The 20,755-nt window shown below is 73.9% G+C and carries 17 protein-coding genes; 9 read left to right on the top strand and 8 right to left on the bottom strand.

Annotated features, from left to right (window positions below):
* Positions 1-531: 531 nt before the first annotated feature.
* The gene (gene efeU / locus B073_RS0108465) at positions 532-2,721 is read left to right on the top strand and encodes an iron uptake transporter permease EfeU (protein WP_018537653.1); all 2,190 of its coding nucleotides are present in this window, start codon (positions 532-534) and stop codon (positions 2,719-2,721) included.
* A gap of 140 nt (positions 2,722-2,861) precedes the next feature.
* On the top strand, positions 2,862-4,136 hold the full coding sequence (gene efeB / locus B073_RS0108460) for an iron uptake transporter deferrochelatase/peroxidase subunit (protein ID WP_018537652.1): 1,275 nt from the start codon (positions 2,862-2,864) through the stop codon (positions 4,134-4,136).
* Between the two features lie 42 nt (positions 4,137-4,178).
* Here the strand turns inward: efeB and B073_RS0108455 are convergent, their stop codons facing one another.
* Both B073_RS0108455 and B073_RS0108450 read right to left on the bottom strand, forming a co-directional pair.
* Positions 4,179-5,459, bottom strand: coding sequence for a hypothetical protein (locus B073_RS0108455; protein ID WP_018537651.1), 1,281 nt, complete (start codon positions 5,457-5,459; stop codon positions 4,179-4,181).
* Positions 5,460-5,730: 271 nt separating this feature from the next.
* Complete coding sequence (locus B073_RS0108450; protein WP_026247189.1) at positions 5,731-6,189, bottom strand: RrF2 family transcriptional regulator; 459 nt, start codon at positions 6,187-6,189, stop codon at positions 5,731-5,733.
* A gap of 152 nt (positions 6,190-6,341) precedes the next feature.
* On the opposite strand from B073_RS0108450, the gene B073_RS49000 reads away from it, so the two are divergent.
* Both B073_RS49000 and B073_RS0108440 read left to right on the top strand, forming a co-directional pair.
* Positions 6,342-6,452, top strand: coding sequence for a putative leader peptide (locus tag B073_RS49000; RefSeq protein ID WP_018537649.1), 111 nt, complete (start codon positions 6,342-6,344; stop codon positions 6,450-6,452).
* 201 nt (positions 6,453-6,653) lie between these two features.
* Positions 6,654-7,616 carry a glutathione S-transferase C-terminal domain-containing protein gene (locus B073_RS0108440; protein ID WP_018537648.1) on the top strand — a complete coding sequence of 321 codons (963 nt, stop codon included), beginning with the start codon at positions 6,654-6,656 and terminating at the stop codon, positions 7,614-7,616.
* A 42-nt stretch (positions 7,617-7,658) separates the two neighbouring features.
* Here the strand turns inward: B073_RS0108440 and B073_RS0108435 are convergent, their stop codons facing one another.
* The 3 genes from B073_RS0108435 to B073_RS0108425 form a co-directional block, all read right to left on the bottom strand.
* Positions 7,659-8,918, bottom strand: coding sequence for a cytochrome P450 (locus B073_RS0108435; RefSeq protein ID WP_018537647.1), 1,260 nt, complete (start codon positions 8,916-8,918; stop codon positions 7,659-7,661).
* 148 nt (positions 8,919-9,066) lie between these two features.
* Positions 9,067-9,765, bottom strand: a complete 699-nt coding sequence (locus B073_RS0108430) for a response regulator (protein ID WP_018537646.1) — start codon at positions 9,763-9,765, stop codon at positions 9,067-9,069.
* The gene (locus B073_RS0108425; protein ID WP_018537645.1) at positions 9,762-11,042 is read right to left on the bottom strand and encodes a sensor histidine kinase; all 1,281 of its coding nucleotides are present in this window, start codon (positions 11,040-11,042) and stop codon (positions 9,762-9,764) included. The genes B073_RS0108430 and B073_RS0108425 overlap by 4 nt, the downstream gene beginning before the upstream one ends.
* Before the next feature lie 204 nt (positions 11,043-11,246).
* On the opposite strand from B073_RS0108425, the gene B073_RS0108420 reads away from it, so the two are divergent.
* Positions 11,247-12,806 carry a nitrilase-related carbon-nitrogen hydrolase gene (locus B073_RS0108420; RefSeq protein WP_018537644.1) on the top strand — a complete coding sequence of 520 codons (1,560 nt, stop codon included), beginning with the start codon at positions 11,247-11,249 and terminating at the stop codon, positions 12,804-12,806.
* 21 nt (positions 12,807-12,827) lie between these two features.
* On the opposite strand, the gene grpE is transcribed toward B073_RS0108420, so the two are convergent.
* Positions 12,828-13,517, bottom strand: coding sequence for a nucleotide exchange factor GrpE (gene grpE, locus B073_RS0108415; RefSeq protein WP_018537643.1), 690 nt, complete (start codon positions 13,515-13,517; stop codon positions 12,828-12,830).
* Positions 13,514-15,400, bottom strand: a complete 1,887-nt coding sequence (gene dnaK, locus B073_RS0108410; RefSeq protein ID WP_018537642.1) for a molecular chaperone DnaK — start codon at positions 15,398-15,400, stop codon at positions 13,514-13,516. Before dnaK ends, grpE begins: the two co-directional genes overlap by 4 nt.
* A 310-nt stretch (positions 15,401-15,710) precedes the next feature.
* On the opposite strand from dnaK, the gene B073_RS0108405 reads away from it, so the two are divergent.
* Complete coding sequence (locus tag B073_RS0108405) at positions 15,711-16,484, top strand: DUF72 domain-containing protein (protein WP_018537641.1); 774 nt, start codon at positions 15,711-15,713, stop codon at positions 16,482-16,484.
* Between the two features lie 74 nt (positions 16,485-16,558).
* On the opposite strand, the gene B073_RS0108400 is transcribed toward B073_RS0108405, so the two are convergent.
* A complete protein-coding gene (locus B073_RS0108400) occupies positions 16,559-16,882 on the bottom strand; it encodes a putative quinol monooxygenase (RefSeq protein ID WP_026247188.1) in 324 nt (107 codons plus the stop codon).
* Between the two features lie 275 nt (positions 16,883-17,157).
* Between B073_RS0108400 and B073_RS0108395 the strand changes: the two genes are divergently transcribed.
* From B073_RS0108395 to B073_RS39430, 3 genes are all read left to right on the top strand, one after another.
* Entirely contained in the window at positions 17,158-18,756 is a 1,599-nt protein-coding gene (locus tag B073_RS0108395; protein ID WP_018537639.1) for a CocE/NonD family hydrolase, read from the top strand.
* Between the two features lie 150 nt (positions 18,757-18,906).
* Complete coding sequence (locus B073_RS0108390; protein WP_018537638.1) at positions 18,907-19,797, top strand: universal stress protein; 891 nt, start codon at positions 18,907-18,909, stop codon at positions 19,795-19,797.
* A gap of 153 nt (positions 19,798-19,950) precedes the next feature.
* Entirely contained in the window at positions 19,951-20,610 is a 660-nt protein-coding gene (locus B073_RS39430; protein WP_051093952.1) for a CBS domain-containing protein, read from the top strand.
* Positions 20,611-20,755 lie beyond the last annotated feature (145 nt).

The following is a 20,755-nucleotide window of genomic DNA, read 5'->3' as shown; positions in this document are numbered from 1 at the left end:
CATTGCCGCATCCCGGCAATCTTTACGCGCTCTTGATGTGCAGCACCACGCCCCCGACCTGCGGCGACGGCTCGCTTCCGGCTTCTTGCGCCGCCGCCCGCCGACGGCTTGCCGTCCTCTTTCGGCGCTCTCTCCGCATACCCCTTGACTCTGGATAAAACGGGAGGAAACTGGTGTGTAACCAGACAACCGGAGAGCCGCACCGTCAGCAAAGACGTTTGTTGACAGGAGACCCTTAGCATGGCTCTGGCTAGGCCCCCGGAAGCCCCGCGAACCGGAGCCTCGGCGACGACTGAGGTAGATGGTGGCGATGTGGACTCCCGGGGACTGTGTTGTCCCGGCCCGGGTTCTCCCGGGCCTTTTTGTTTGTCCGGCCCAGGGGGGGTGCGGGGTCCGTACCAGGGGTCGTTATCGCCCCGTGACGATGTGACTACAGCAATGTAGACATCTTCCGGCCGGCTGACTAAGGTATGCCTTCGCTAACTGAGGTAAGGCATACCGGCGCGGGTGCGCGGGCCGGAGAGGACGACTATGTGGGACGACGCGTTTCCGAGCTTCTTGATCGGCTTGAGAGAAGGGCTGGAAGCCGGACTCATCGTTTCGATCCTCGTCGCCACCCTCGTCCGGGCCGGGGCCAAGTCCCGTCTCCCGCAGGTGTGGACCGGTGTACTCGCGGCGATCGCGGTGGCGATGAGCTTCGGTGCGGTCCTCACCTTCACCGCCGCCTCGCTCTCGGCCACCGCGCAGGAAGCTTTCGGCGGCACGCTGAGCGTGATCGCGGTCGCGTTCGTCACCGCGATGGTGTTCTGGATGCGCCGCTCCGCACGCAGCCTCTCCGGTGAGATCAAGGAGAAGGTCACCGGGGCGCTCGCCATGGGCTCGGGCATGCTGATCGTCACCTCCTTCCTGGCCGTGGGCCGGGAGGGGCTGGAGACCGCGCTGTTCCTGTGGACCACGGCGCGGGCGGCGGGGGAGTCGGTCGGGCCGATGGTCGGCGCCGGCGTCGGGCTGGTCATCGCCGCGGGGCTCTGCTGGGGCCTGTACCGCCGGGTGCTCAAGATCAACCTCACCAGGTTCTTCACCGCGACCGGTGCCGTGCTCATCGTCATCGCCGCCGGTGTCCTGGGATACGGCCTGCGGGACCTCCAGGAGGGCGGCGTCCTGCCCGGCAAGACCGCGTTCGCCTTCGACCTCAGCCAGAGCATCGACCCGAGCGCCTGGTACACGACCCTGGTCCAGGGCGTCTTCAACCTCATGCCGGCCATGACCTGGCTGCAGCTCATCGGGTACGCCGGCTACCTCGTCGTGGTGATGACACTGTTCGTCCGTGGCGTGCGGACCGCCAAGCCGGCGCCGCGGGCGGCGGAGGAGAAGCCGGCGGCCGCCAAGGCGGTCGCGGAGCAGGCCGCTGAGGGTGCGTCGGTCGCGAAGGGCGAGGCACCTGCGGACGGGGAGGCTCCCGAGGCCGGGTCGGAGCCGGACCCGGAGCCGGAGTCCCCGGCGCAGCCGGAACCGAAGGAGCCGGAGTCGGTGCCGGAGCCCGCGTCGGCCGGCGGGGGCCGGAAGCGGCCCGCGTGGCTGCTGCCGGTCGCCGTGGTGGCCGTGCCGGCCGTCGTCGCGGGCGGGATCGTCGCCTTCGGCAAGGCCAAGCCGGCCGGGGCACCCACCGTCGCGGTGTCCGAGACCGAGTGCGGCAAGGGCTTCACCGCGCCCAAGCCCGGGCGGCAGACCTTCCAGATGCAGAACACCGGCGACAAGACCTCCGAGGTGTACCTCGTCGACCCCGCGACCAACGCGGTATACGGCGAGATCGAGGGCCTGGCCCCCGGCACCACCCGCGACCTGGTCGCCACCATCGCCGGCGGCTCGTACGCCTGGCGCTGCGTCCCCACCGGCGGCAAGGCGGTCACCTCCGCCGCCGTGCGGGTCAGCGGCGGGGGCGGCGCCAAGGCCGTCGTGCCGGTCGCGGAGGCGGACCTCACCGGGCCGCTGCGCGCCTACAAGCAGTACGTCGACCGGGGTCTGGCCACGCTGACCGATCAGACCCGGCAGCTCGGCGACGACCTCGCCGCCGGCGACCTGGACGGCGCGCGGACGGACTGGCTCACCGCGCACCGCACCTACTCCTCGCTCGGCGCCGCCTACGGCACGTTCGAGGACTTCGACAAGAAGATCAACGGGCGCGCCGACGGACTCCCGGGCGGCGTGCACGACAAGGACTTCTCCGGCTTCCACCGGATCGAGTACGGGCTGTGGCACGGCGCGTCCGCGGACGAGCTGACCGGCCCGGCGCGGCAGCTGCACGACGACGTGGTGGGACTGCGCAAGGCGTTCCCCACCCAGGACTTCGACCCCGGTGACCTGCCGCTGCGCACCCACGAAATCCTGGAGAACACCCTCCAGTTCGAGCTGACCGGCGACACCGACGAGGGCAGCGGCACCAACCTCGCCACCGCTGACGCCAACCTCGCCGGCACCCGCGAACTCCTCGACGTCCTGCACCCGCTGATCGTCAAGCGCGATCCGCAGCTGCTGACGTCCATCCAGAGCGACATCGACCGGCTGCAGCAGCAGCTCGACGCCGCGCACCACGACGGCACCTGGACGCCGGTGGAGAAGCTCGACGCCACCGCCCGCCAGCGGCTGAACGGCATCACCGGCCGGCTGCTGGAGCACCTGGCGCCGGTGCCGGACCTCCTGGAGATCCGCAAGTCCGCCTGACCCGCCGAGGCACGGGACGCCCGGACGTCCGCGCACACCGCCGGACGCACCGGGCGCCCGCCCGACGGCCCCGTACCACCCACCCCGTCCACGTCGACAACGCTGCACCACCCCACGCACGCTCCGAAGGGAACCACGAGATGTCCGCCGAAACGCCCGGCCCGCAGGGCCGCTGTCCCGCCGACCGGCGCTCGTTCGTGAAGACCGCGCTGGGCGCCGGCGCGGCCGGTGCGGTGCTGGCCGGCGGCGGCTTCGCGCTGGGCCAGGGCACCGCCGGAACGGCCCGGGCCGCCGACACCGCCGACGCCGGGAAGGTGCCGTTCCACGGCGCCCACCAGGCGGGCATCCTCACCCCGCAGCCCGCTGCCGCCGCCTTCGTCTCGCTCAACGTCATCGCGGAGAACCGCAAGGAACTCACCGACCTGCTGCGGACGATCACCGAACGCGCCCGTTTCCTGACCGCCGGCGGCGCCCCGCAGGACCTCGGCGTCGGCGCCCCGCCGTCCGACAACGGCATCCTCGGGCCGGTGGTCCCGGCCGACGCGCTGACCGTCACCGTCGGCGTGGGCGCCTCGCTCTTCGACGACCGCTACGGCCTCGCCAAGGCCAAGCCGCGCAAGCTCGGCCCGATGCGGACCTTCCCCAACGACAACCTCCAGGCCGCCGAGTGCCATGGCGACCTCTCGCTGCAGATCTGCGCCGAGCGCCAGGACACCGTGCTGCACGCGCTGCGCGACATCGCCCGGCACACCCGCGGCGGGATGCAGATCAAGTGGCGCGTCGACGGCTTCCAGAACGCGCCCCGGCCCAGCGGCACCCAGCGCAACCTGCTCGGCTTCAAGGACGGGATAGCCAACCCGGACGTGAAGTCCGGGCGGGAGATGGGCCAGTTGGTGTGGGTCGGCGACGGCCACGGCGAGCCCGCCTGGGCCACCGGCGGCAGCTACCAGGTCATCCGGATCATCCGGATGCTGGTGGAGTTCTGGGACCGGGTCTCGCTGGCCGAGCAGGAGAAGATGTTCGGCCGCCGCAAGGACACCGGCGCCCCGCTGGACGGCGCGGGCGAGTTCGACGTGCCCGCGTACCACAAGGACCCGCACGGCACCGCGATCCCGCTCGACTCGCACATCCGGCTCGCCAACCCGCGGACCGCCAAGACCGACGACACCCGCATCCTGCGCCGCGGCTACAACTACGACCGGGGTGTCGACAACGTCGGCAACCTCGACATGGGCCTGGTCTTCTGCTGCTACCAGCAGGACGTCCTGCGGCAGTTCGAGGCCACCCAGGAGCGGCTGATCGACGAGCCGCTGGTGGACTACATCTCGCCGACCGGCGGCGGGTACTTCTTCGCGCTGCCCGGCGTGCGGGACGCCTCGGACTGGCTCGGCCGGAGCATGCTGGCCGCCGTCTGAGACCACCCCGGCCCGGTATCCGCCGCTGTCCCTGCTCGCGCCTCAGATCCGCAGGGTCAGCGGCGGATGCGCGCCGTTGAGGTAGTGGTCGCCGATGGCCCGGAGGCTGTGCGCGGACGAGCGCTGCGCGGTCAGGACGCGGGCGTTGCGCCAGAACCGGTCGAAGCCCGGGTCGCCGCCGGTGGCGTCGGCGCCGGCCGTCAGCTCCAGGATGCGGGTGGTGATCTGCAGCGCGGACTGGCCGGTCACCGCCTCGGCCGCGGCCACCAGCACCGCGATGTCGGCACACTCGTCGACGCCCAGCCCCTGACCGATCAGCAGGCCCCGGGCCAGCGCCTCGGTGGCCGGTTCCACGACGGCCGCGGCGGTGTGCGCGGCGGCGACCAGTTCGCCGTACGCCAGCAGCAGATAGGGGTCGCCGCCCGGCAGCTCCGGGTACGGGGCCGCGGCGCCGTCCTCGGGCTCCCAGGTGCGCGAGGCGGCGCGGTTGAGGTCGCGGGCCTCGGCGAGCGCGCCCTCGGCGATGCCCAGCGCCACCTGGACGAGCGCCAGCCGCAGCGTCAGCGGGTCCAGCGCGGCGTACGGGGTGAGGTGCTGCTCGTCGTGGGAGACGGTGCCGAGGATCTGTTCGGGCGGCACCGGCACGGCGTCGAAGGCGACCGTGCCGGCGCCGGTCAGGCGCTGGCCCAGCCGGTCGTGGGCCGGGTCGGTGGTGACGCCGGGGTGCGCCGGGTCGACCAGCGCGATCAGCCGGTCGCCGGCCCCGGTGCAGGCGGCGCCGACGATCAGGCGGTCGGCGACGGTCACCCCGGCCGCGAACGACCGGCGGCCGTGCAGGAGATACCCGGAACCGTCCGGGGTGAGGGTGAGGGCGCGGCCGGCGCCCGGCGCGGGCGGTTCGGTGTCGGCCGTCGGATGCCCGGTGTCGCCGGCCAGCAGCCACTGCTCCTCGGCCACCCGGCGTTCCAGTGCGTCCGCCTGCTGCGGGGTGCCGAAGAACCGGGTGCTCCAGGACAGCGCGTAGTGGCGGGCGAGGAGTTCGCCGATGGAGCCGTCGGCCGCCGCGATCTCGCGGATGACGGAGCCGGCGGTGCGGCAGTCGCTGCCGCCGCGGAGCGGTCCCGGTGGGGTCAGCAGCGCCGGCAGACCGGCCTCGCGCAGCCGGGCCAGTTCGTCGAAGGGCGGTTTGCCGGCCCGGTCGCGGCTGAGCGCGTCGACGGCGAGGTCGTCGGCGAGTTCACGGGTGACGCGGTGCCAGTTCTCGGGCTCCGCCGGGGGTTCGGGCCGCGGGGCGGCGGGGCGTGCTGCGGACCTCTTCGGCATGGCGCCGTTCACCGTCCTCGTCGGCTGGAACCGGGCTGGGGAGCCGGGTTGGGGAACCGGGGAGCGGGGGCTGCCCGGGCCGCTTCCCTATTTCCCACTGGATTGGTAGGGAAAGCGATCACGGGCATGATGATGCGTTCTGAACTCGGCTCCGGGCAAGGGGTGTTCGAGGGGTGGACGGATCGGGGTCGGATTCCGGACGCCCGGGCCGTCCGTCGCAGGTCGGGCGGGCGCGGGTGCGGGTGGACTGTGGCCGAGGACGGGACCGTAGCTACGGATTCGTCCAGGACGCCGGGTCCTCGGTCAGCGCGGACACCCGGCGGGGGAGTGCGGCCGAGGCCACATCGGCCAGCGAGACCCCGTCGAGGATCTGGCGGACGTTGGCCCGCAGCGCCACCCACAGCGGCAGCAGGGACTCCGCGGGGCCGCTGTACGACAACTCCGGCGGCCGCACGCCCCGTACGGACACCAGCGGTCCGTCCACCACCCGGATCACATCGGCGATGCTGATCTCCTCCGGGGCCTTGGCCAGGCGGTAACCGCCGTTCCCGCCGCGCTGGCTGAGCACCAGACCGCCCCGCCGCATATCGCCCAGGATGCCTTCGAGGAACTTGTGTGGAATGTCCTGGGCGTCGGCGATCGCCTCGGCCTTGAGCGGACCCCCGTCCCGGGCGTACGCGAGTTGCAGTGCGGCGCGCACCGCGTAATCCGCTCTGGCTGAAATCCGCATGCCGGCATTATCCCTGAGCACATGGCGCGGGCCGCGCCGCTCGGGGCACGCATATGCGTTCACCACCGGAACCGCGCCGGCGCACCACCCTTGACGCCGCCCGGTGCCGCCTCGACACTCGAGGGCAGACCCTAGCGAACAGGTGGGCAACCATGGGGCACACGGAGCGGACCGGCGCCCGCGGGGCACGCGCGGACCGGCCGCTGCCCCTCCTCACCTCCCGCCGGCACATCGATCTGCTGCGCGTCTGCAGCGCCGCATAGTCCGCCGCGGCCCACCCGCGGCGCGGCAGCCGGTTCCCCTGACGCCACGCCCCGTTCGCGGCCCGTCCGCCCCTCGCGCCGCCGCGCGGACGGCCGTTCACGTCCGTTCGTGTCCATCCGCGTCCGTCCACACCCGCAGGCGACCGCCGTCAGGCGCCCGCCCGTACGCCCACACACCGGACCTCGCACCCAGGGACTCCCATGACCTCCGCATCGAGAACCTCCCTGTCCGCCGCACCCGCCGCCGAGACGACCACCGGCGAGACGGCCGCGCCCGCGACGCCGGCCTTCCGGGGTCGCATCGGCTCCGACGTGCGCAGCGGCCACTACCCCGTCCCGCACCGCTACCGCCTCTTCCTGTCCCCGTCCTGTCCGCACTGTCTGGGCCTCGCCATCACCCACAGCCTGCTCGACCTCGGCGACACCCTCCCGGTGACCCTGCTGCCCGCCGTCCCCGACACCCCCGACGGCGGCTACGCGGCGCTGCGCCCCCGCTACGAGGCCGGCGCGCACCAGTACCGCGGCCCGGCCGCCGCACCCGTGCTCGGCGACGACTGGACCGGACGGATCGTCAGCAACCACGCCCCGGACATCCTGCGCGACCTGGCCGAGCGCTTCGGCGCCCACGGCCCCGCCCTCTACCCGGCCCACGCCCGGGACGCGATCGACGCGCTGGCCCACCGCTGCGAACGGGACCTCGCCCAGGCCGCCCAGCGCGCCGGCGGCCTCGGCAGCGACCACCCCGGCTACGAGGCCGCCCTCGACACCCTGCTCGGCACGCTCGCCGCACTGGAACGCCGCCTGGCCGACCATCCTTACCTGCTCGGCGACGAACTCACCCTCGCCGACGTGCAGTTGTGGGTGGACCTGGTCCAGCTCGACACCGTCCACCGCTGGCACCTCGACGCCGCGGCCGTCCAGCGCATCGCCGGCCACCGCCGCCTGTGGGCCTACGCCCGCCGCCTGGCCGCCCGGCCCGCCTTCGGCCGCCACCTCGACCTGGACGCCATCGCCCGCCGCCACCACGCCCGCTGCCGGGGCCGGGAGGCCGCCGGCGCGGCCGTGCAGATCGTCGACTGGACGACGGCCCACACCCTGGACACCCCGGACACCTCGGACACCCCGGACACCTCGGACCGGACCAGCGCACCGACCGTGCGCTGACCGGCCGCCCCGCCGACCCCCTCCCGCCCCCGACCCCCTGCCTCACCTCGCCATCCGCAACGGCAGCGCCTTCAGCCCGTGGATGAAGTTCGACACCAGCCGCTGCGGTGGTCCGGCGAGCGTCACGGTGGGCAGCAGCGCGCAGAACTCCTCGTAGAACACCCGTAGTTGGAGCCGGGCCAGATGCGCGCCCAGGCAGACGTGCGGACCGTCGCCGAACGAGACATGGGGGTTCGGGGTGCGGGCGAGATCCAGCCGGCCGGGTCCGGCGAAGACCCGCTCGTCGTAGTTGGCCGAGCCGTGGAAGACCACGACCTTGTCGCCGGCGCGGATCCGGCGGCCGGCCAGCTCGGTGTCGACCGCGGCGGTCCGGCGGAAGCTCAGCACCGGCGGATGCCAGCGCAGCAGCTCCTCCACCGCCGGACCCACCGCGACCGCGCCGGTGCGCAGCGCGGCGTAGGCGTCGGGGTGCCGGGCCAGTGCCAGCAGCCCGCCGGGAGCGGCGCTGCGGACGGTGTCGTTGCCCGCGACGGTCAGCAGGAAGAAGAACATCTCCAGCTCGGGCACGGCCAGTTCGGGATCGGCGGCGAGCGCCGTCAGCACATCGTCGCCCGGGTGCCGCCGCTTGTGCGCGGCCAGCTCGCGGGCGAACGCGAACATGTCCTGGAGCAGCGCGGGGGAGCGGGGATCGAGCGGCCGGCCGTCCGCCCCGGTCGCCGCCGGGCCGCCCTCGTCCGGGTCCTGGTAGCCGATGACCCGTCGGGTCCAGTGCAGCATCAGCCCGCGGTCGCCGGGCGGAACGCCCAGCAGGTCGGCGAGGTTGAGCAGCGCGTAGTCGTCGGTGACCGCGCCGACCACGTCGCACACCCCGTCGCCGGACCGCGCGGCACGCACCGCCGCCGTCAGCAGCGCGCGGGCCCGCTCCCGTACGGCGGTCTCGAAGCGGCCCACCCGGCGCGGGGTGAAGGCACGGCTGACCAGGCGGCGCAGCCGGCCGTGGTCCGGCGGGTCCTGATTGAGCATCATCCGCCGGACGAACGGCAGGTCGGCGGGGTCGGGATCGCGGATCTGGGTGGCGCCCAGGTGGGACGAGAACGTCCGGGCGTCCTTCAGCACCCGTACGACGTCCCGGTGCCGGGTCACTGCCCAGAAGCCGGGACCGGCCGGCCAGCCGAGCACCTCCGGTTCGTCCTGCCAGGCCACCGGGTGGTGGTCGCGCAGCAGCCGGTAGGCGTCGTGCGGCAGCCCGCCGGCGTAGCGGCGCGGGTCGAAGACGTCGGGGATGCCGGGCACGTCCGCCACGCGCTCTCCACCTCTCTTCCGGTCTTCCGGCTCTGCGCCGGGCCGGACACCGTCGTCCGCCCGGCGGGACGACCACGGCCCACCCTTGCCGCCCCCGCACCACCCCGCAAGAGCGCCGCGCGACGTGCCCGGGCAGCCGGCGGACGGGTCAGAGCGGGCCGGGCCCAAGGAGCCCCGCCTCGTGGGCGAGGAGGGCGGCCTGTACGCGGTTGTCCAGGCCGAGCCGGGTCAGGATGCGGTTGACACGGCTCTTCACGGTGGGTCGGGACAGGCCGAGGTCCTCGCCGATCTGGAGGTTGGAGCGGCCCCGGGCGACGAGGACGAGCACCTCCAGTTCGCGGGCGGTGAGGGTGTCGAGCAGCCGGGCGGCGGCGTCGCGCCGCGGCGGGGCGCCGGGCAGCAGGCCCGCGGGCAGTGCCGTGAAGGCGCCGATCAGCCGGTGGGTGACGCTGGGGGCGAGCATCGCCTCGCCATCGGCCACCACCCGCAGGGCGTGCACGAGTTGGTCCGGCGGGCTGTTCTTGAGCAGGAACCCGCCGGCCCCGGCGCGCAGCGCGGCGTGCACGTACTCGTCCAGGTCGAAGGTGGTCAGGACCAGGACGCGGGGCGGCGGGCCGGGGTGCGGCCAGTCGGCGCGCAGCCGGCGGGTGGCCTCGACGCCGTTCATGCCGGGCATCCGGACGTCCATCACCACCACGTCCGGGCGCAGGTCGGCGGCGAGCGCGACCGCCTCCGCGCCGTCCGCGGCGGCTCCGACGACCTCGAAGTCCGCCCGGCGGTCGATGACCGCCCGCAGCGCGTCCCGGACCATCTCCTGGTCGTCGGCGAGCAGCACCCGGATCGTCATACGGGGGCCTCCAGGGGAAGGGTGGCGGACAGCCGCCAGCTGGCGCCGTGCGGGAGCGGGCCGGTGTGCACCGTGCCGCCGAACGCCGCGACGCGTTCCCGGATCCCGAGCAGCCCTCGGCCGGAGCCGGGCGGTGGCCGGTGCCCGGTGGCGGGCGGCCCGTTCTCGACCGCGACGGTCAGCGCCGTCCCGTCGCGGCGCAGCGCGACCCGTACGTCCGTGGGGCCGGCGTGCTTGCGGACGTTGGTGAGCGCTTCCTGGACGATCCGGTACGCCGAGATCTGGAGTGCGGGCGGCAGTTCGCCGAGGGCGTCGTCCAGCTGCGCGGTCACCCGGCAGCCGGCCGCCTCGGCGGCGGCCACGAGCCGGTCGAGGTGGCGGAGGGACGGTTCCGGTGCCGGCCCGGCGTCCCCGTCCCGTTCCTCGCCCGCCGTCAGCAGGCCCAGGATGCGGCGCATCTCGACCAGGGCGGTGTCGGCGGCCTCCGCGATCCGCGCCAGGCCCCGCCGGCCGCCCGGCGGGTCGTCCCGCACCACCTCCTCGGTGGCGCGTGCCTGGAGGGCGATGGCGCTCACATGGTGGGCGACCACGTCGTGGAGGTCGCGGGCGATCCGGGCCCGCTCGGTGACCACCGCCTGGCGGGCGTTGATCTCCCGCTCCGCACGCAGCCGCTCGTTGGCCTCCCGCAGGCGGGTGTTGACGTCCCGCAACTGCCCGTTGGCGTCGCCGAGCCGCAGGTTGAGATCGCGCAGCCGGTCCGCCTGGCGCACGATCCGCCGCCGCCCGTATCCCACGAGCCAGGCGGCGCCGTAGAAGACGACGAAGGTGGTGGCGGTGATCGGCTCCAGCGAACCGGGCTGCGGCGGCCCGGTCCGGCCGGTCAGCAGATCGGTCGTCACCGCCGTCAGCAGCGACAGCACCGTCCAGGGCAGACCGGCCGGCAGCGGCGTGTACCGGGCCACCGCGTAGACGGCGAAGACCAGCAGGAACGGGCCGGGGATCTTGCCCGGCACCGGATCGATCACCTCGAAGGCGACGAAGGCGGCGGTCATGGCGCACAGCACGGCACGCGGACAGCGGCGGCGCCACAGCAGCGGGACCGTCTGGAGGCCCCAGAGCAGCACGCCGCCCGGCCGCGGCGCCGGCGCGCGGCCCAGCAGCGTCAGCACGTCGAACGCGGTCAGCCCGCCGCCGAGCGCGAGATCGGTGAGCCGGGGGCGCCGGTCGGCGAGCCGGCGCCAGGCGCCGCGTGGAACGGCGGGGAGATGTGTGTCCATGACGGTGGCAAGGCTAACCACCCGCCTCGGCCGAGGTGATCGTGCCCGGGGAGGGCATCGGCGGGGCGTCGGCGCAACCCTGGTTGCGCGGGTCCGCGGCGGATCGGCATCCAGGACGACGCCGTGCCCGCCCTGGCCTTTCTAGCGTCATGACCTGACCGGACGGCGCCGCCCGTGGCGCCTCCCGAAGGGACGACGAACCACGTGATCACCACGAGCACCCTGAGCACCGCCGGGCCGACGGCCCACGCCGGTACCCGTACCCCGGCGGCCCGCGCCCGCTGGGCCTGGCTGGCGCTGGGCACCGCGGCCCACCTCCTCGCCGTCGGCGGCCGCTGGGACACCGCCGCCGCGGCCTGGCTCTTCCCCGTCCTGCTGCTGCGCTTCGCCCGCACCAGCCGTGCCTGGTCCGGCGCCCTGTGGCTGTGGGCGGCGAACACCACGGCCGCGGTCTTCTGGCTCGTCGAGTCGGCGCTGTTCAGTCCCGTGGCCCTGGCGGGGGCGGCCGCGCTCGCCGCGCTGCTGACCCTGCCGTTCCTCCTCGACCGGCTGCTGACCGGCCGGCTGCGGCCCTGGGCGGCGCTGCTGGTGTTCCCCGCGGCGGTGGCCGGGGCGGAGTTCCTGATCACCCTGCTCTCCCCGTTCGGCACCGCCTACGGCTCGCTGGCGGTCACCCAGGACGGCATGCTGCCGCTCCTCCAGCTCGTCTCGGTCACCGGCTCCTACGGGATCGGCTTCCTCATCGCCTGGTGCGCCGCGGTCGCCAATCTCGCCTGGGAGAGGGCCTCCTGGCACGCCGCGCGGCGCGCCGTGCTCACCTGCGCCGCGGTGCTGCTGGCCGTCGTCCTCGCCGGCGGCGCCCGCCTCGCCTTCCTCCCGCCGGACGGGCCGACGGTACGGATCGCCGGGGTCAGCGCCGACGCGACCGCGCTCCGCGCCCAGAAGGCGGCCTACGCCCAGGCCGACGGCGGCCGCGCGGCCCTCGCCACCGCCCCGCCGGCGAGCCTCCGCCCGGCGCTGCGCGGGGTGCTCGACACTCTGCTGGCCGCCACCCGCCGGGAGGCCGCGGCCGGCGCCGGGATCGTGGTCTGGCCCGAGCAGGGGGTGCGGGCGCTGGCCGCCGACGAGCCCGCGGTCATCGCGGCGGCCCGGGAGGAGGCCCGCCGCTCCCGCATCCACCTGGAGATCGGCATCGGCGTCCACACCGCTCAGGCACCGTCCTACGGCCGCAACGAGACGCTGCTCATCGACCCCCGCGGCACCGTGCGCTGGACCTACCAGAAGGCCCACCCCATCCCCGGGTCGGAGACCTTCACCCCCGGCGACGGCCGGGTCCCGGTCGTCGCCACCCCGTACGGCCGGCTGGCCAACGTCATCTGCTACGACGCCGACTTCCCCGACATGATGCGGGTCCCGGCCGACATCATGCTGGTGCCCTCCCACGACTGGCGGGAATACGGGAGCGCGCACACCCGCAAGGCCGCCCTCCGGGCCGTCGAGGCCGGCTATGCGCTGTTCCGCCAGGACGCCGAGGGCGTGACGACGGCCTTCGACAACCAGGGCCATGTGCTGGCCACCACGGACTACTTCGGCACCGACCGGCAGGCCACCGTGGCCTACGTCCCGGTGCACGGCACCACCACGGTCTACGACCGGATCGGCGACACCTTCGCCTGGCTGTGCCTGGCGGCCGTCGGGACACTGGTGGTGGCCGGCACGGTGAGCGGGCGGCGGACGGCGGCGCGCGGCACCCCGGTCCGGTGAGCCGCGCAACTGCCGCATTTCTCACGCCAGTTGGTCGCCCTGCGGGTCCGGCGGCCGGCCGGTCACCGTCACCTCGGCCGGGCGCAGCAGCCGGTCGCCGACCCGGAAGCCCCGGCGGACGATCTCGGCGCACACCGTACGTTCGTCCGTGGCGCCGGGGGTGGCCGGGCCGGTGCGCTCGGGCGGGGTATAGGCCACCGCCTCGTGGACGTGCGGGTCGAAGGGCTCGCCCGCGGCGCCGAAGGAGGTGAGGCCCAGCGACGCCAGCTCCGCCTCCAGGAGTTCGGCGACGCGCCGGAAGCCTCCGGTCAGTTCGCCCTGCGCGGTGGCCTCGGCGAGCGCGTCGAGCACCGGAAGCAGCCGTTCCAGCACATTGCCCACGGCGATCTGGCCGACCGCCAGCCGGTCGCGGTGCACCCGGCGCCGGTAGTTGTCGAACTCGGCCTTGAGCCGCTGGAGATCGGACGTGCGCTCCCGCAGCTGCGCGGCGAGCCGTTCGGCGTCGGGCTCCCCGGCGGGCGTACGGGCGGCGCCGGAGGACGCGCCGCGGCGCCGCGCGGGGTGCGTCGCCGCGCGGGCGGACTCCCGGTCCGGCCGCACCGGGTCCGGCTCCGGCCGCGGCGGCGGGGCCGGCCCCCGCTCCGACCCGGTGCGCCCGACGAGCGCGAGCGGCGGGCGGGAGCGCCGACCGACGTCGGTCGGGCGGTTCATCGTCCGCCTCCTTCCCGCTTGTCGTCGTCGACGATCTCGGCGTCGACAACGTCGTCCTCGGCCTGGGGCTGCCGCCCGCCGGCCTGCGCGCCCTCGCCGCCGGCCGCGCCCTGAGCGGCCTGGGCGTCGGCGTACATGGCCTGGCCCAGCTTCTGCGAGACCGCCGCGACCTTCTCCGACGCGGTGCGGATCTCGGCGGTGTTGTCGCCCTCGGCGGACTCGCCCTTGAGCTTCTCCTTCAGCTCGCCGACGGCCGTCTCGACCTCGGTCCTGACCTCGGCGGGCACCTTGTCCTCGTTGTCCTTGAGGAACTTCTCGGTCTGGTAGACCAGCTGCTCGCCCTGGTTGCGGGTCTCGGCCGCCTCCCGCTTGCGGCGGTCGTCCTCGGCGTACTGCTCGGCGTCCCGCACCATCCGGTCGATGTCGTCCTTCGGCAGCGAGGAGCCGCCGGTGACGGTCATCTTCTGCTCCTTGCCGGTGCCCAGGTCCTTGGCGGTCACGTGCATGATGCCGTTGGCGTCGATGTCGAAGGAGACCTCGATCTGCGGGAGGCCGCGCGGCGCCGGCGGCAGACCGGTCAGCTGGAACATCCCGAGCTTCTTGTTGTACGCCGCGATCTCCCGTTCGCCCTGGAAGACCTGGATCTGCACGGACGGCTGGTTGTCCTCGGCCGTGGTGAAGATCTCCGAACGCTTCGTCGGGATCGTGGTGTTGCGCTCGATCAGCTTGGTCATGATGCCGCCCTTGGTCTCGATGCCCAGGGACAGCGGGGTGACGTCCAGCAGCAGGATGTCCTTGACCTCGCCCTTGAGGACACCGGCCTGGAGGGCGGCCCCGATGGCGACGACCTCGTCGGGGTTGACGCCCTTGTGCGGGTCCTTGCCGGTCAGCTGCTTGACCAGCTCGGTCACCGCGGGCATCCGCGTCGAACCGCCCACCAGGATCACATGGTTGATGTCGGCGACCTTGATGCCGGCGTCGTCGATGGCGTTGTGGAACGGTGCCTTGCAGCGGTCGAGGAGGTCCGCGGTCATCTGCTCGAACTGGGCGCGGGTGAGCTTCTCGTCCAGGTGCAGCGGCCCCTCGGGCGAGGCGCTCAGATAGGGCAGGTTGATGGTGGTCTCGCTGGCCGCCGACAGCTCGATCTTGGCCTTCTCCGCGGCCTCGCGCAGCCGCTGGGTGGCCATCTTGTCCAGCGCCAGATCGATGCCGTACGCGTTCTTGAACTGCCTGGTCAGATGGTCGACGATCCGCTGGTCCCAGTCGTCGCCCCCCAGATGCGTATCGCCGTTGGTGGCCTTCACCTCGACGACGCCCTCGCCGATCTCCAGCAGGGAGACGTCGAAGGTGCCGCCGCCGAGGTCGAAGACGAGGATCGTCTGGTCGTTCTCCTTGTCCAGGCCGTAGGCCAGCGCGGCGGCGGTCGGCTCGTTGACGATCCGCAGCACCTTCAGGCCCGCGATCTCCCCGGCCTCCTTCGTGGCGGTGCGCTGTGCGTCGTTGAAGTACGCGGGCACGGTGACGACCGCGTCGGTGACCTCCTCGCCCAGGTAGTTCTCGGCGTCCCGCTTCAGCTTCTGGAGCACCCGCGCGGAGATCTCCTGGGCCGTGTAGCGCTTGCCGTCGATGTCGCCGCTCTCGGGGAAGTGCCACTGGGCGTCGCCCATGTGCCGCTTGACCGAGCGGCAGGTGCGGTCGACGTTGGTCACGGCCTGGCGCTTGGCGATCTCGCCGACGAGGACGTCCCCGCCCTTGGCGAAGGCGACCACCGAGGGGGTGGTCCGCGCGCCCTCGGCGTTGGCGATGACCATCGGCTCACCGCCCTCCAGCACGCTGACCACCGAATTCGTCGTCCCGAGGTCGATACCGACTGCTCGTGCCATGTCTCCTCCTGGTCTCGCGGCCCGATCCGGGGGCGACGGCGCGCGCCGGGGCCGCCCCGGCCGGGACGGCGCCCGGCCGCGCCTCTCGCAACGCCTCTCACCTGCTGATATGGCGCCCGAGTCGGCTACACCATCTGCATAGAACGTGCCCCGACAGCTGTCAAGATGCACCTTTTGCGGCCAATGTTCCCCGTCCTGGCTGCGGGCGGCGGCCGGACCTGCGGAAACCGGGGCACCCGGTGGGACCCCGCCTTCCCCGCTCCCCTTCCCCGTCTGATACGCCACACGCCCGGCCGGGGACCCATCCCCCATGACCATCCACCTCGGCACCTCCGGCTGGCAGTACCGGGACTGGCGCGACGTCCTCTACCCGCCCGACGTCCCACAGTGGCTCTGGCTGGAGGAGTACGCCCGGCACTTCGCCACCGTCGAGAGCAACGCCGCCTTCTACCGCCTGCCCGAGGCCAGGACGTTCGCCGACTGGCGGGACCGGACGCCGGACGGCTTCGTCATGGCGGTCAAGGCCAGCCGCTACCTCACCCACATCAAACGCCTCCGTGACCCCCAGGAGCCGGTCCGCCGACTGATGACCCGCGCCGCGCACCTGAGCCCCCGGCTCGGCCCCGTACTGCTCCAACTGCCGCCCACCCTGCACGCCGACGCCGGACTCCTGGACACCTGCCTGGACTGCTTCCCCGCCGGCACCCGGGTCGCCGTCGAACCCCGCCACGACTCCTGGTGGACCGACGCCGTCCGCACCGTACTGGAGCGCCGCGGCGCCGCACTGTGCTGGGCCGACCGCGGGTCCCGCCCCGTGACGCCGCTGTGGCGGACCGCCGACTGGGGCTACCTCCGCTTCCACGAGGGCCGCGCCGAGCCCTGGCCGCGCTACGGACGGCAGTCACTGCACACCTGGCTGCAACGGATCGCCGACACCTGGCCCGACCGCGCCGACGTCTACGCCTACTTCAACAACGACCCCGGCGGAGCCGCCGTCCTCGACGCCGCCCACTTCGCCCACGCGGCGACCACCGCGGGCCGCACGGTGACCCGCGCACCGGCCCGTACCCCGCCCCCGCACTAGGGCGACGGCAGCGAGGCGGCGGGCCGCCCCAAGGGTGGCCCGCCGCCTCGTCGTCTCGCGGTCTTGCGTGGGTGTCAGCCGATCTGGAGCTCGCCCATCGCGCTCCAGCCGTCCGCGTCCTTGATCGTGGTGCTGACGATGTCGGGGGTGCGGCGCAGCAGCGGGCGCATGGCCTCCAGGCCGGCGCGGAAGTGGTCGGAGTTCACATGGGCCTCGCCCGCGTCGTCCTTGAACGCCTCGACCAGGACGTAGGTGTTCGGGTCCTCGAGGTCGCGCGACCACTCGAACCAGAGGTTGCCCGGCTCCTCGCGGGTGGCGCGGGTGAAGGCGCTGACCTTCTCGGGCCACTCCTCGGCGCATTCCGGCTTCACGGGAAACTTCACAACGATAAAGATCATCCATGCACCCTAAACCATTTGCCCGATCTCTCGCATTTCGTCCCTCGGGCCGGTCAAGTAAGGGCTGCGGGCGGCGTGTTACCAGCGGGTAATTTGGCTGATCATGATCTCGTCCGGGGCGGTCGCGCCGTCCTACGCTCCCGATCACCGCACCGGACGGACGCCACCGTGGCGCCCCGGTCAGACCCCCTGGAGCAGCAATGGCGCGATCCCGCCGTACCTCAGGCCACCCCGTCGGACGACGACGAAGGGTGTCGGTTTCCCTGTGCGCGGGGGTGGTTGCCGCTGCCCTGGCGGTGGCCGTGCCCGGCGGGACCGCGGTGGCCGTCGCCCCGGCTGCCGCTCCGTCCGCCGCCCACGCGTCCGCCGCCCCCGCCTTCCGGCTGGTCGACATCCCGTTGAAGGACGGCACCGTACTCAAGGCCGATGTGTTCACCCCGGCGGCCGGGACCCCGGGCGCCGACCGGAACGGCCACTACCCGCTGATCGTCCAGCCGGCCAGCTGGGGGCAGAACGACCTGGAGTACGTGGCGCAGGGCAGGCAGCTCGCCGCCGCCGGCTATGTCGCGGTGACGTACACGGTGCGCGGCTTCTGGGGCTCGGGCGGGCAGATCGATGTCGCGGGCCCCAAGGACGTGGGCGATATCTCCGCGGTCATCGACTGGGCCCTGGCCCACACCCCGGCCGACCGCAGCCGCATCGGCATGGTGGGCCTCTCGCTGGGCGGCGGCCTGACGCTGCTGGGCGCGGCCTTCGATCCGCGGGTCAAGGCGGTGGCCTCGCTCAGCGGCTGGGCGGACCTGACCGACGCGCTCTACAGCGGGCAGACCCGGCACCTCCAGGCCGCCGGGCTGCTGGCCGCCGTCCAGACGCCGACCGGCCGCCGCAGCCCCGAGTTCGCCCGGACGCTGTCGGACCTCTTCGCCGACCGCGACATGCCCCGTGTCATCCAGTGGGCGCACACCAGGTCCCCGGCCAGCTACGTGGACCGCATCAACGCCCACGGCACCGCTGTCTTCATGGCCAACGCCTGGGGCGACAGCATCTTCAACCCGGGCCAGATGACGTCCTTCTACCAGCGGCTGACCGTGCCCAAGCGGCTGGAACTACGCCCCGGGGACCACGCCACCCAGGAGCTGACCAGTCTGCTCGGGCTGCCGAACGCCACCTGGAAGAGCGCCCGGCAGTGGCTCGACCACTATCTGAAGGGCTCCGGCGGGGCGCGCCAGGGTGTGGAGCTGGAGGTCCGGTCGGGCGGCGAGCACGAGAACTACCAGAACTGGCGGGCCGTCAGTTCCCGGACGGAGCGGCTGCGGCTGGGCCGTCCCGACTCCGGTGGCGTCGGAACCCTCGGCGCGGCGGGCGGCGAGGGCTGGTGGCGGCGGGTGGCCGGCGGCACCGACTCGGGCGCCGACGGCGGCATCGCCGAACTGTCCGGGACCCTCGACCAGGTGATCGGCCTGCCGCCCACGGTCGTCGTCCCGCTGCTGCCGCGCAGCTCCGCCGCGCTCTGGCAGTCGGCGCCGTACGCCAAGGGTCTCCAACTCCGCGGTACCGCGCGGCTGCACACGGCGGTCACCGCGTCCACGCCGAAGGGCAGCGCCTTCGCCTACCTCTACGACGTGAACGCGCTGGGCATCGGCAAGCTGATCTCGCACGCCCCGCAGAGCTGGTCCGGCCGCCAGGCGGGGCACCCCTTCTCGCTCGACGTCACGCTCTACCCCACCGCGTACGACCTGCCGGCCGGGCACCGGCTCGCGCTGGTGCTGGACACCGCGGACCCGCTGTACGGGGGCAGCACCCCGCGGGGGAGCAGTGTGGCGTTCGGCTCGCTGGCGGACGGCCCGGCCGAGCTGACGCTGCCGGTGCGGTGACGGCCCCGGCCCGGGCCGTCCGTCCGCGGCGGCCCGGGCCGTTCGGCCCCCGTGCGGTGCCCACCGGCCCACTGGCCGCGCGCCGCGCGGACGCGCAGGCTCGATAATGCGGGGCGGGCGTCCCGCGCATCGATGCGTTGGGGAAGAGTCATGGAGCCGGAGATCGTCACCGTCGGACTCGACGGCTCGGCGGAGGGCCTGGCGGCGGCGCAGTGGGCCGCCGACGAGGCGCACCGGCGGGGCGCCGTACTGCGGCTGCTGCACGCCTGGATCATGCTGGCCGCCCAGGCGCCGGACACCGCGCCCGAGCGGGACCAGAACGTCTGCGCCCGGCAGGTCGTCCGCGCGGCCACGGCCGCGGTGCGGGCCCGCCATCCGCAGCTGCGGATCATCGAGGACCTGGTGGGCGACGAGCCGGAGCCGGCGCTGCTGCGGGCCTCGGCGGAGTCCCGGCTGCTGGTGCTGGGGTCGCGGGCCCTGTCGGCATGGAAGAGCTTCGTCCTCGGTGACGTCAGCCTGAGCGTGGTGGCCCGGGCCGCGGGCCCGGTGGTCCTGGTGCGGGCCGGTGAGCCGGAGCGGGCGGCGGCCGGTGGCCCGGGGGAGGGGGAACGCGCCGGGCCGCGGGTCGTGGCGGGGGTCGGGCTCGGTGGGCCGGCCGAGCGGCTGCTGGAGTTCGCCTTCGACGCGGCGGCCACCCGCGGGGTCCTGCTCCAGGTGGTGCACGGCCGCCCGTTCCCCGTCCAGGTCTACACGCCGTGGGGCCTGGACCTGGACGCGGCGGGTGAGGTGACCGCGGCGGCCGAGCGCGAGCTGGCCGAGGCGCTGCGCCCGTGGTGCGCACGGTTCCCCGGCGTCCTGGTGCAGCGGACCGTGCTGTCGGACAGCCCGGCCCGGGCGGTCGTCGAGGCCGCCGCGGGGGCCGGCCTCCTGGTCGTCGGCCGCCGCCATCCCCACCGGCTGCCGGCGCCCCGGATCGGCGCCGTCGCCCATGCCGCCATCCACCATGTGACCTGCCCCGTTGCCGTGGTGCCGCACGACTAGCGACGTTCCTGGGGGCTGCGGCCAGACCACATCGTCGTCTTCCGCCGCGGGTGTACGCCGTTCGGGGGCGCGACGCGGGATCATGAGAGAGGACTCCGGTCGAAAACGGGCCGGGGCCGGCAGAACGAGCACATCCGGAGGTAGTGGCCCATCATGAGGCACCGCAGAGTGGCCGATCTGATGACCCCCAACGCCGTCACCGTCCAACGGGGCACCCAGTTCCGGGAGATCGCGCGGCTGCTCGACGAGTACGACATCACCGCCGTTCCGGTGGTCGACGACGACGGGCGGCCGGTGGGGGTGGTGTCCGAGGCCGATCTGCTGCGCCGGCAGCTCTCCAAGGCCGGCGCGGCCAACGCCGAGGCGATCATGACCAGCCCGGCCGTGGTGGCGCGGCCGGAGTGGAGCGTGGTCGAGGCGGCACGGATGATGGAGCAGCGCCGGGTCAAGCGGCTGCCGGTGGTCGACGAGGGCGGCCGGCTCATCGGGGTGATCAGCCGCAGCGACCTGGTCCAGCTGTTCCTGCGGCGCGACCGGGCGATCCAGGAGGAGATCCTGGAGGAGGTGCTGACCCGCACGCTCGGGGTCGCGCCGTCCGCGGTCACCGTCGCCGTCGCCGACGGCACCGTGACGCTCACCGGCACGCTGGAGCGCCGGAGCCTGGTACCGATCGCGGTCCGGCTCTGCGAGAGCGTGGACGGGGTGATCGAGGTGATCGACCGGCTCACCTACGAGCGGGACGACACCAGGGGCGGCGACGCGCCGGGCGGTGCCGCCGCCTTCCCCGGGCAGCCCGCGCCCGAAGCGGGCTGACGGGGCCGGCCGGCCGCGCTGCCCCGGACGGCCCACCGGACCGGGCGCCCACCGGATGCCGGAGGTGTACTTGACACACAGCGCACCGCACGGACAGCGAGGTCGGCCGCCGGTCGCCGCCGGCGGCCCGTGAACGAGGGGAGCG

This window comes from Streptomyces sp. MspMP-M5 (genome assembly GCF_000373585.1).
GTDB lineage: Bacteria > Actinomycetota > Actinomycetes > Streptomycetales > Streptomycetaceae > Streptomyces.
Note: the sequence above shows the minus strand (reverse complement) of the source record. Positions and strands in the feature narration are given on the sequence as shown.

What these genes read in the sequence shown, in the direction of transcription:
- efeU (WP_018537653.1), top strand. Translation starts at nt 532, where the DNA reads ATGTGGGACGACGCGTTTCCGAGCTTCTTGATCGGCTTGAGAGAAGGG.
- efeB (WP_018537652.1), top strand. Translation starts at nt 2,862, where the DNA reads ATGTCCGCCGAAACGCCCGGCCCGCAGGGCCGCTGTCCCGCCGACCGG.
- B073_RS0108455 (WP_018537651.1), bottom strand. Translation starts at nt 5,459, where the DNA reads ATGCCGAAGAGGTCCGCAGCACGCCCCGCCGCCCCGCGGCCCGAACCC.
- B073_RS0108450 (WP_026247189.1), bottom strand. Translation starts at nt 6,189, where the DNA reads ATGCGGATTTCAGCCAGAGCGGATTACGCGGTGCGCGCCGCACTGCAA.
- B073_RS49000 (WP_018537649.1), top strand. Translation starts at nt 6,342, where the DNA reads ATGGGGCACACGGAGCGGACCGGCGCCCGCGGGGCACGCGCGGACCGG.
- B073_RS0108440 (WP_018537648.1), top strand. Translation starts at nt 6,654, where the DNA reads ATGACCTCCGCATCGAGAACCTCCCTGTCCGCCGCACCCGCCGCCGAG.
- B073_RS0108430 (WP_018537646.1), bottom strand. Translation starts at nt 9,765, where the DNA reads ATGACGATCCGGGTGCTGCTCGCCGACGACCAGGAGATGGTCCGGGAC.
- B073_RS0108425 (WP_018537645.1), bottom strand. Translation starts at nt 11,042, where the DNA reads ATGGACACACATCTCCCCGCCGTTCCACGCGGCGCCTGGCGCCGGCTC.
- grpE (WP_018537643.1), bottom strand. Translation starts at nt 13,517, where the DNA reads ATGAACCGCCCGACCGACGTCGGTCGGCGCTCCCGCCCGCCGCTCGCG.
- dnaK (WP_018537642.1), bottom strand. Translation starts at nt 15,400, where the DNA reads ATGGCACGAGCAGTCGGTATCGACCTCGGGACGACGAATTCGGTGGTC.
- B073_RS0108405 (WP_018537641.1), top strand. Translation starts at nt 15,711, where the DNA reads ATGACCATCCACCTCGGCACCTCCGGCTGGCAGTACCGGGACTGGCGC.
- B073_RS0108400 (WP_026247188.1), bottom strand. Translation starts at nt 16,882, where the DNA reads ATGATCTTTATCGTTGTGAAGTTTCCCGTGAAGCCGGAATGCGCCGAG.
- B073_RS0108390 (WP_018537638.1), top strand. Translation starts at nt 18,907, where the DNA reads ATGGAGCCGGAGATCGTCACCGTCGGACTCGACGGCTCGGCGGAGGGC.
- B073_RS39430 (WP_051093952.1), top strand. Translation starts at nt 19,951, where the DNA reads ATGAGGCACCGCAGAGTGGCCGATCTGATGACCCCCAACGCCGTCACC.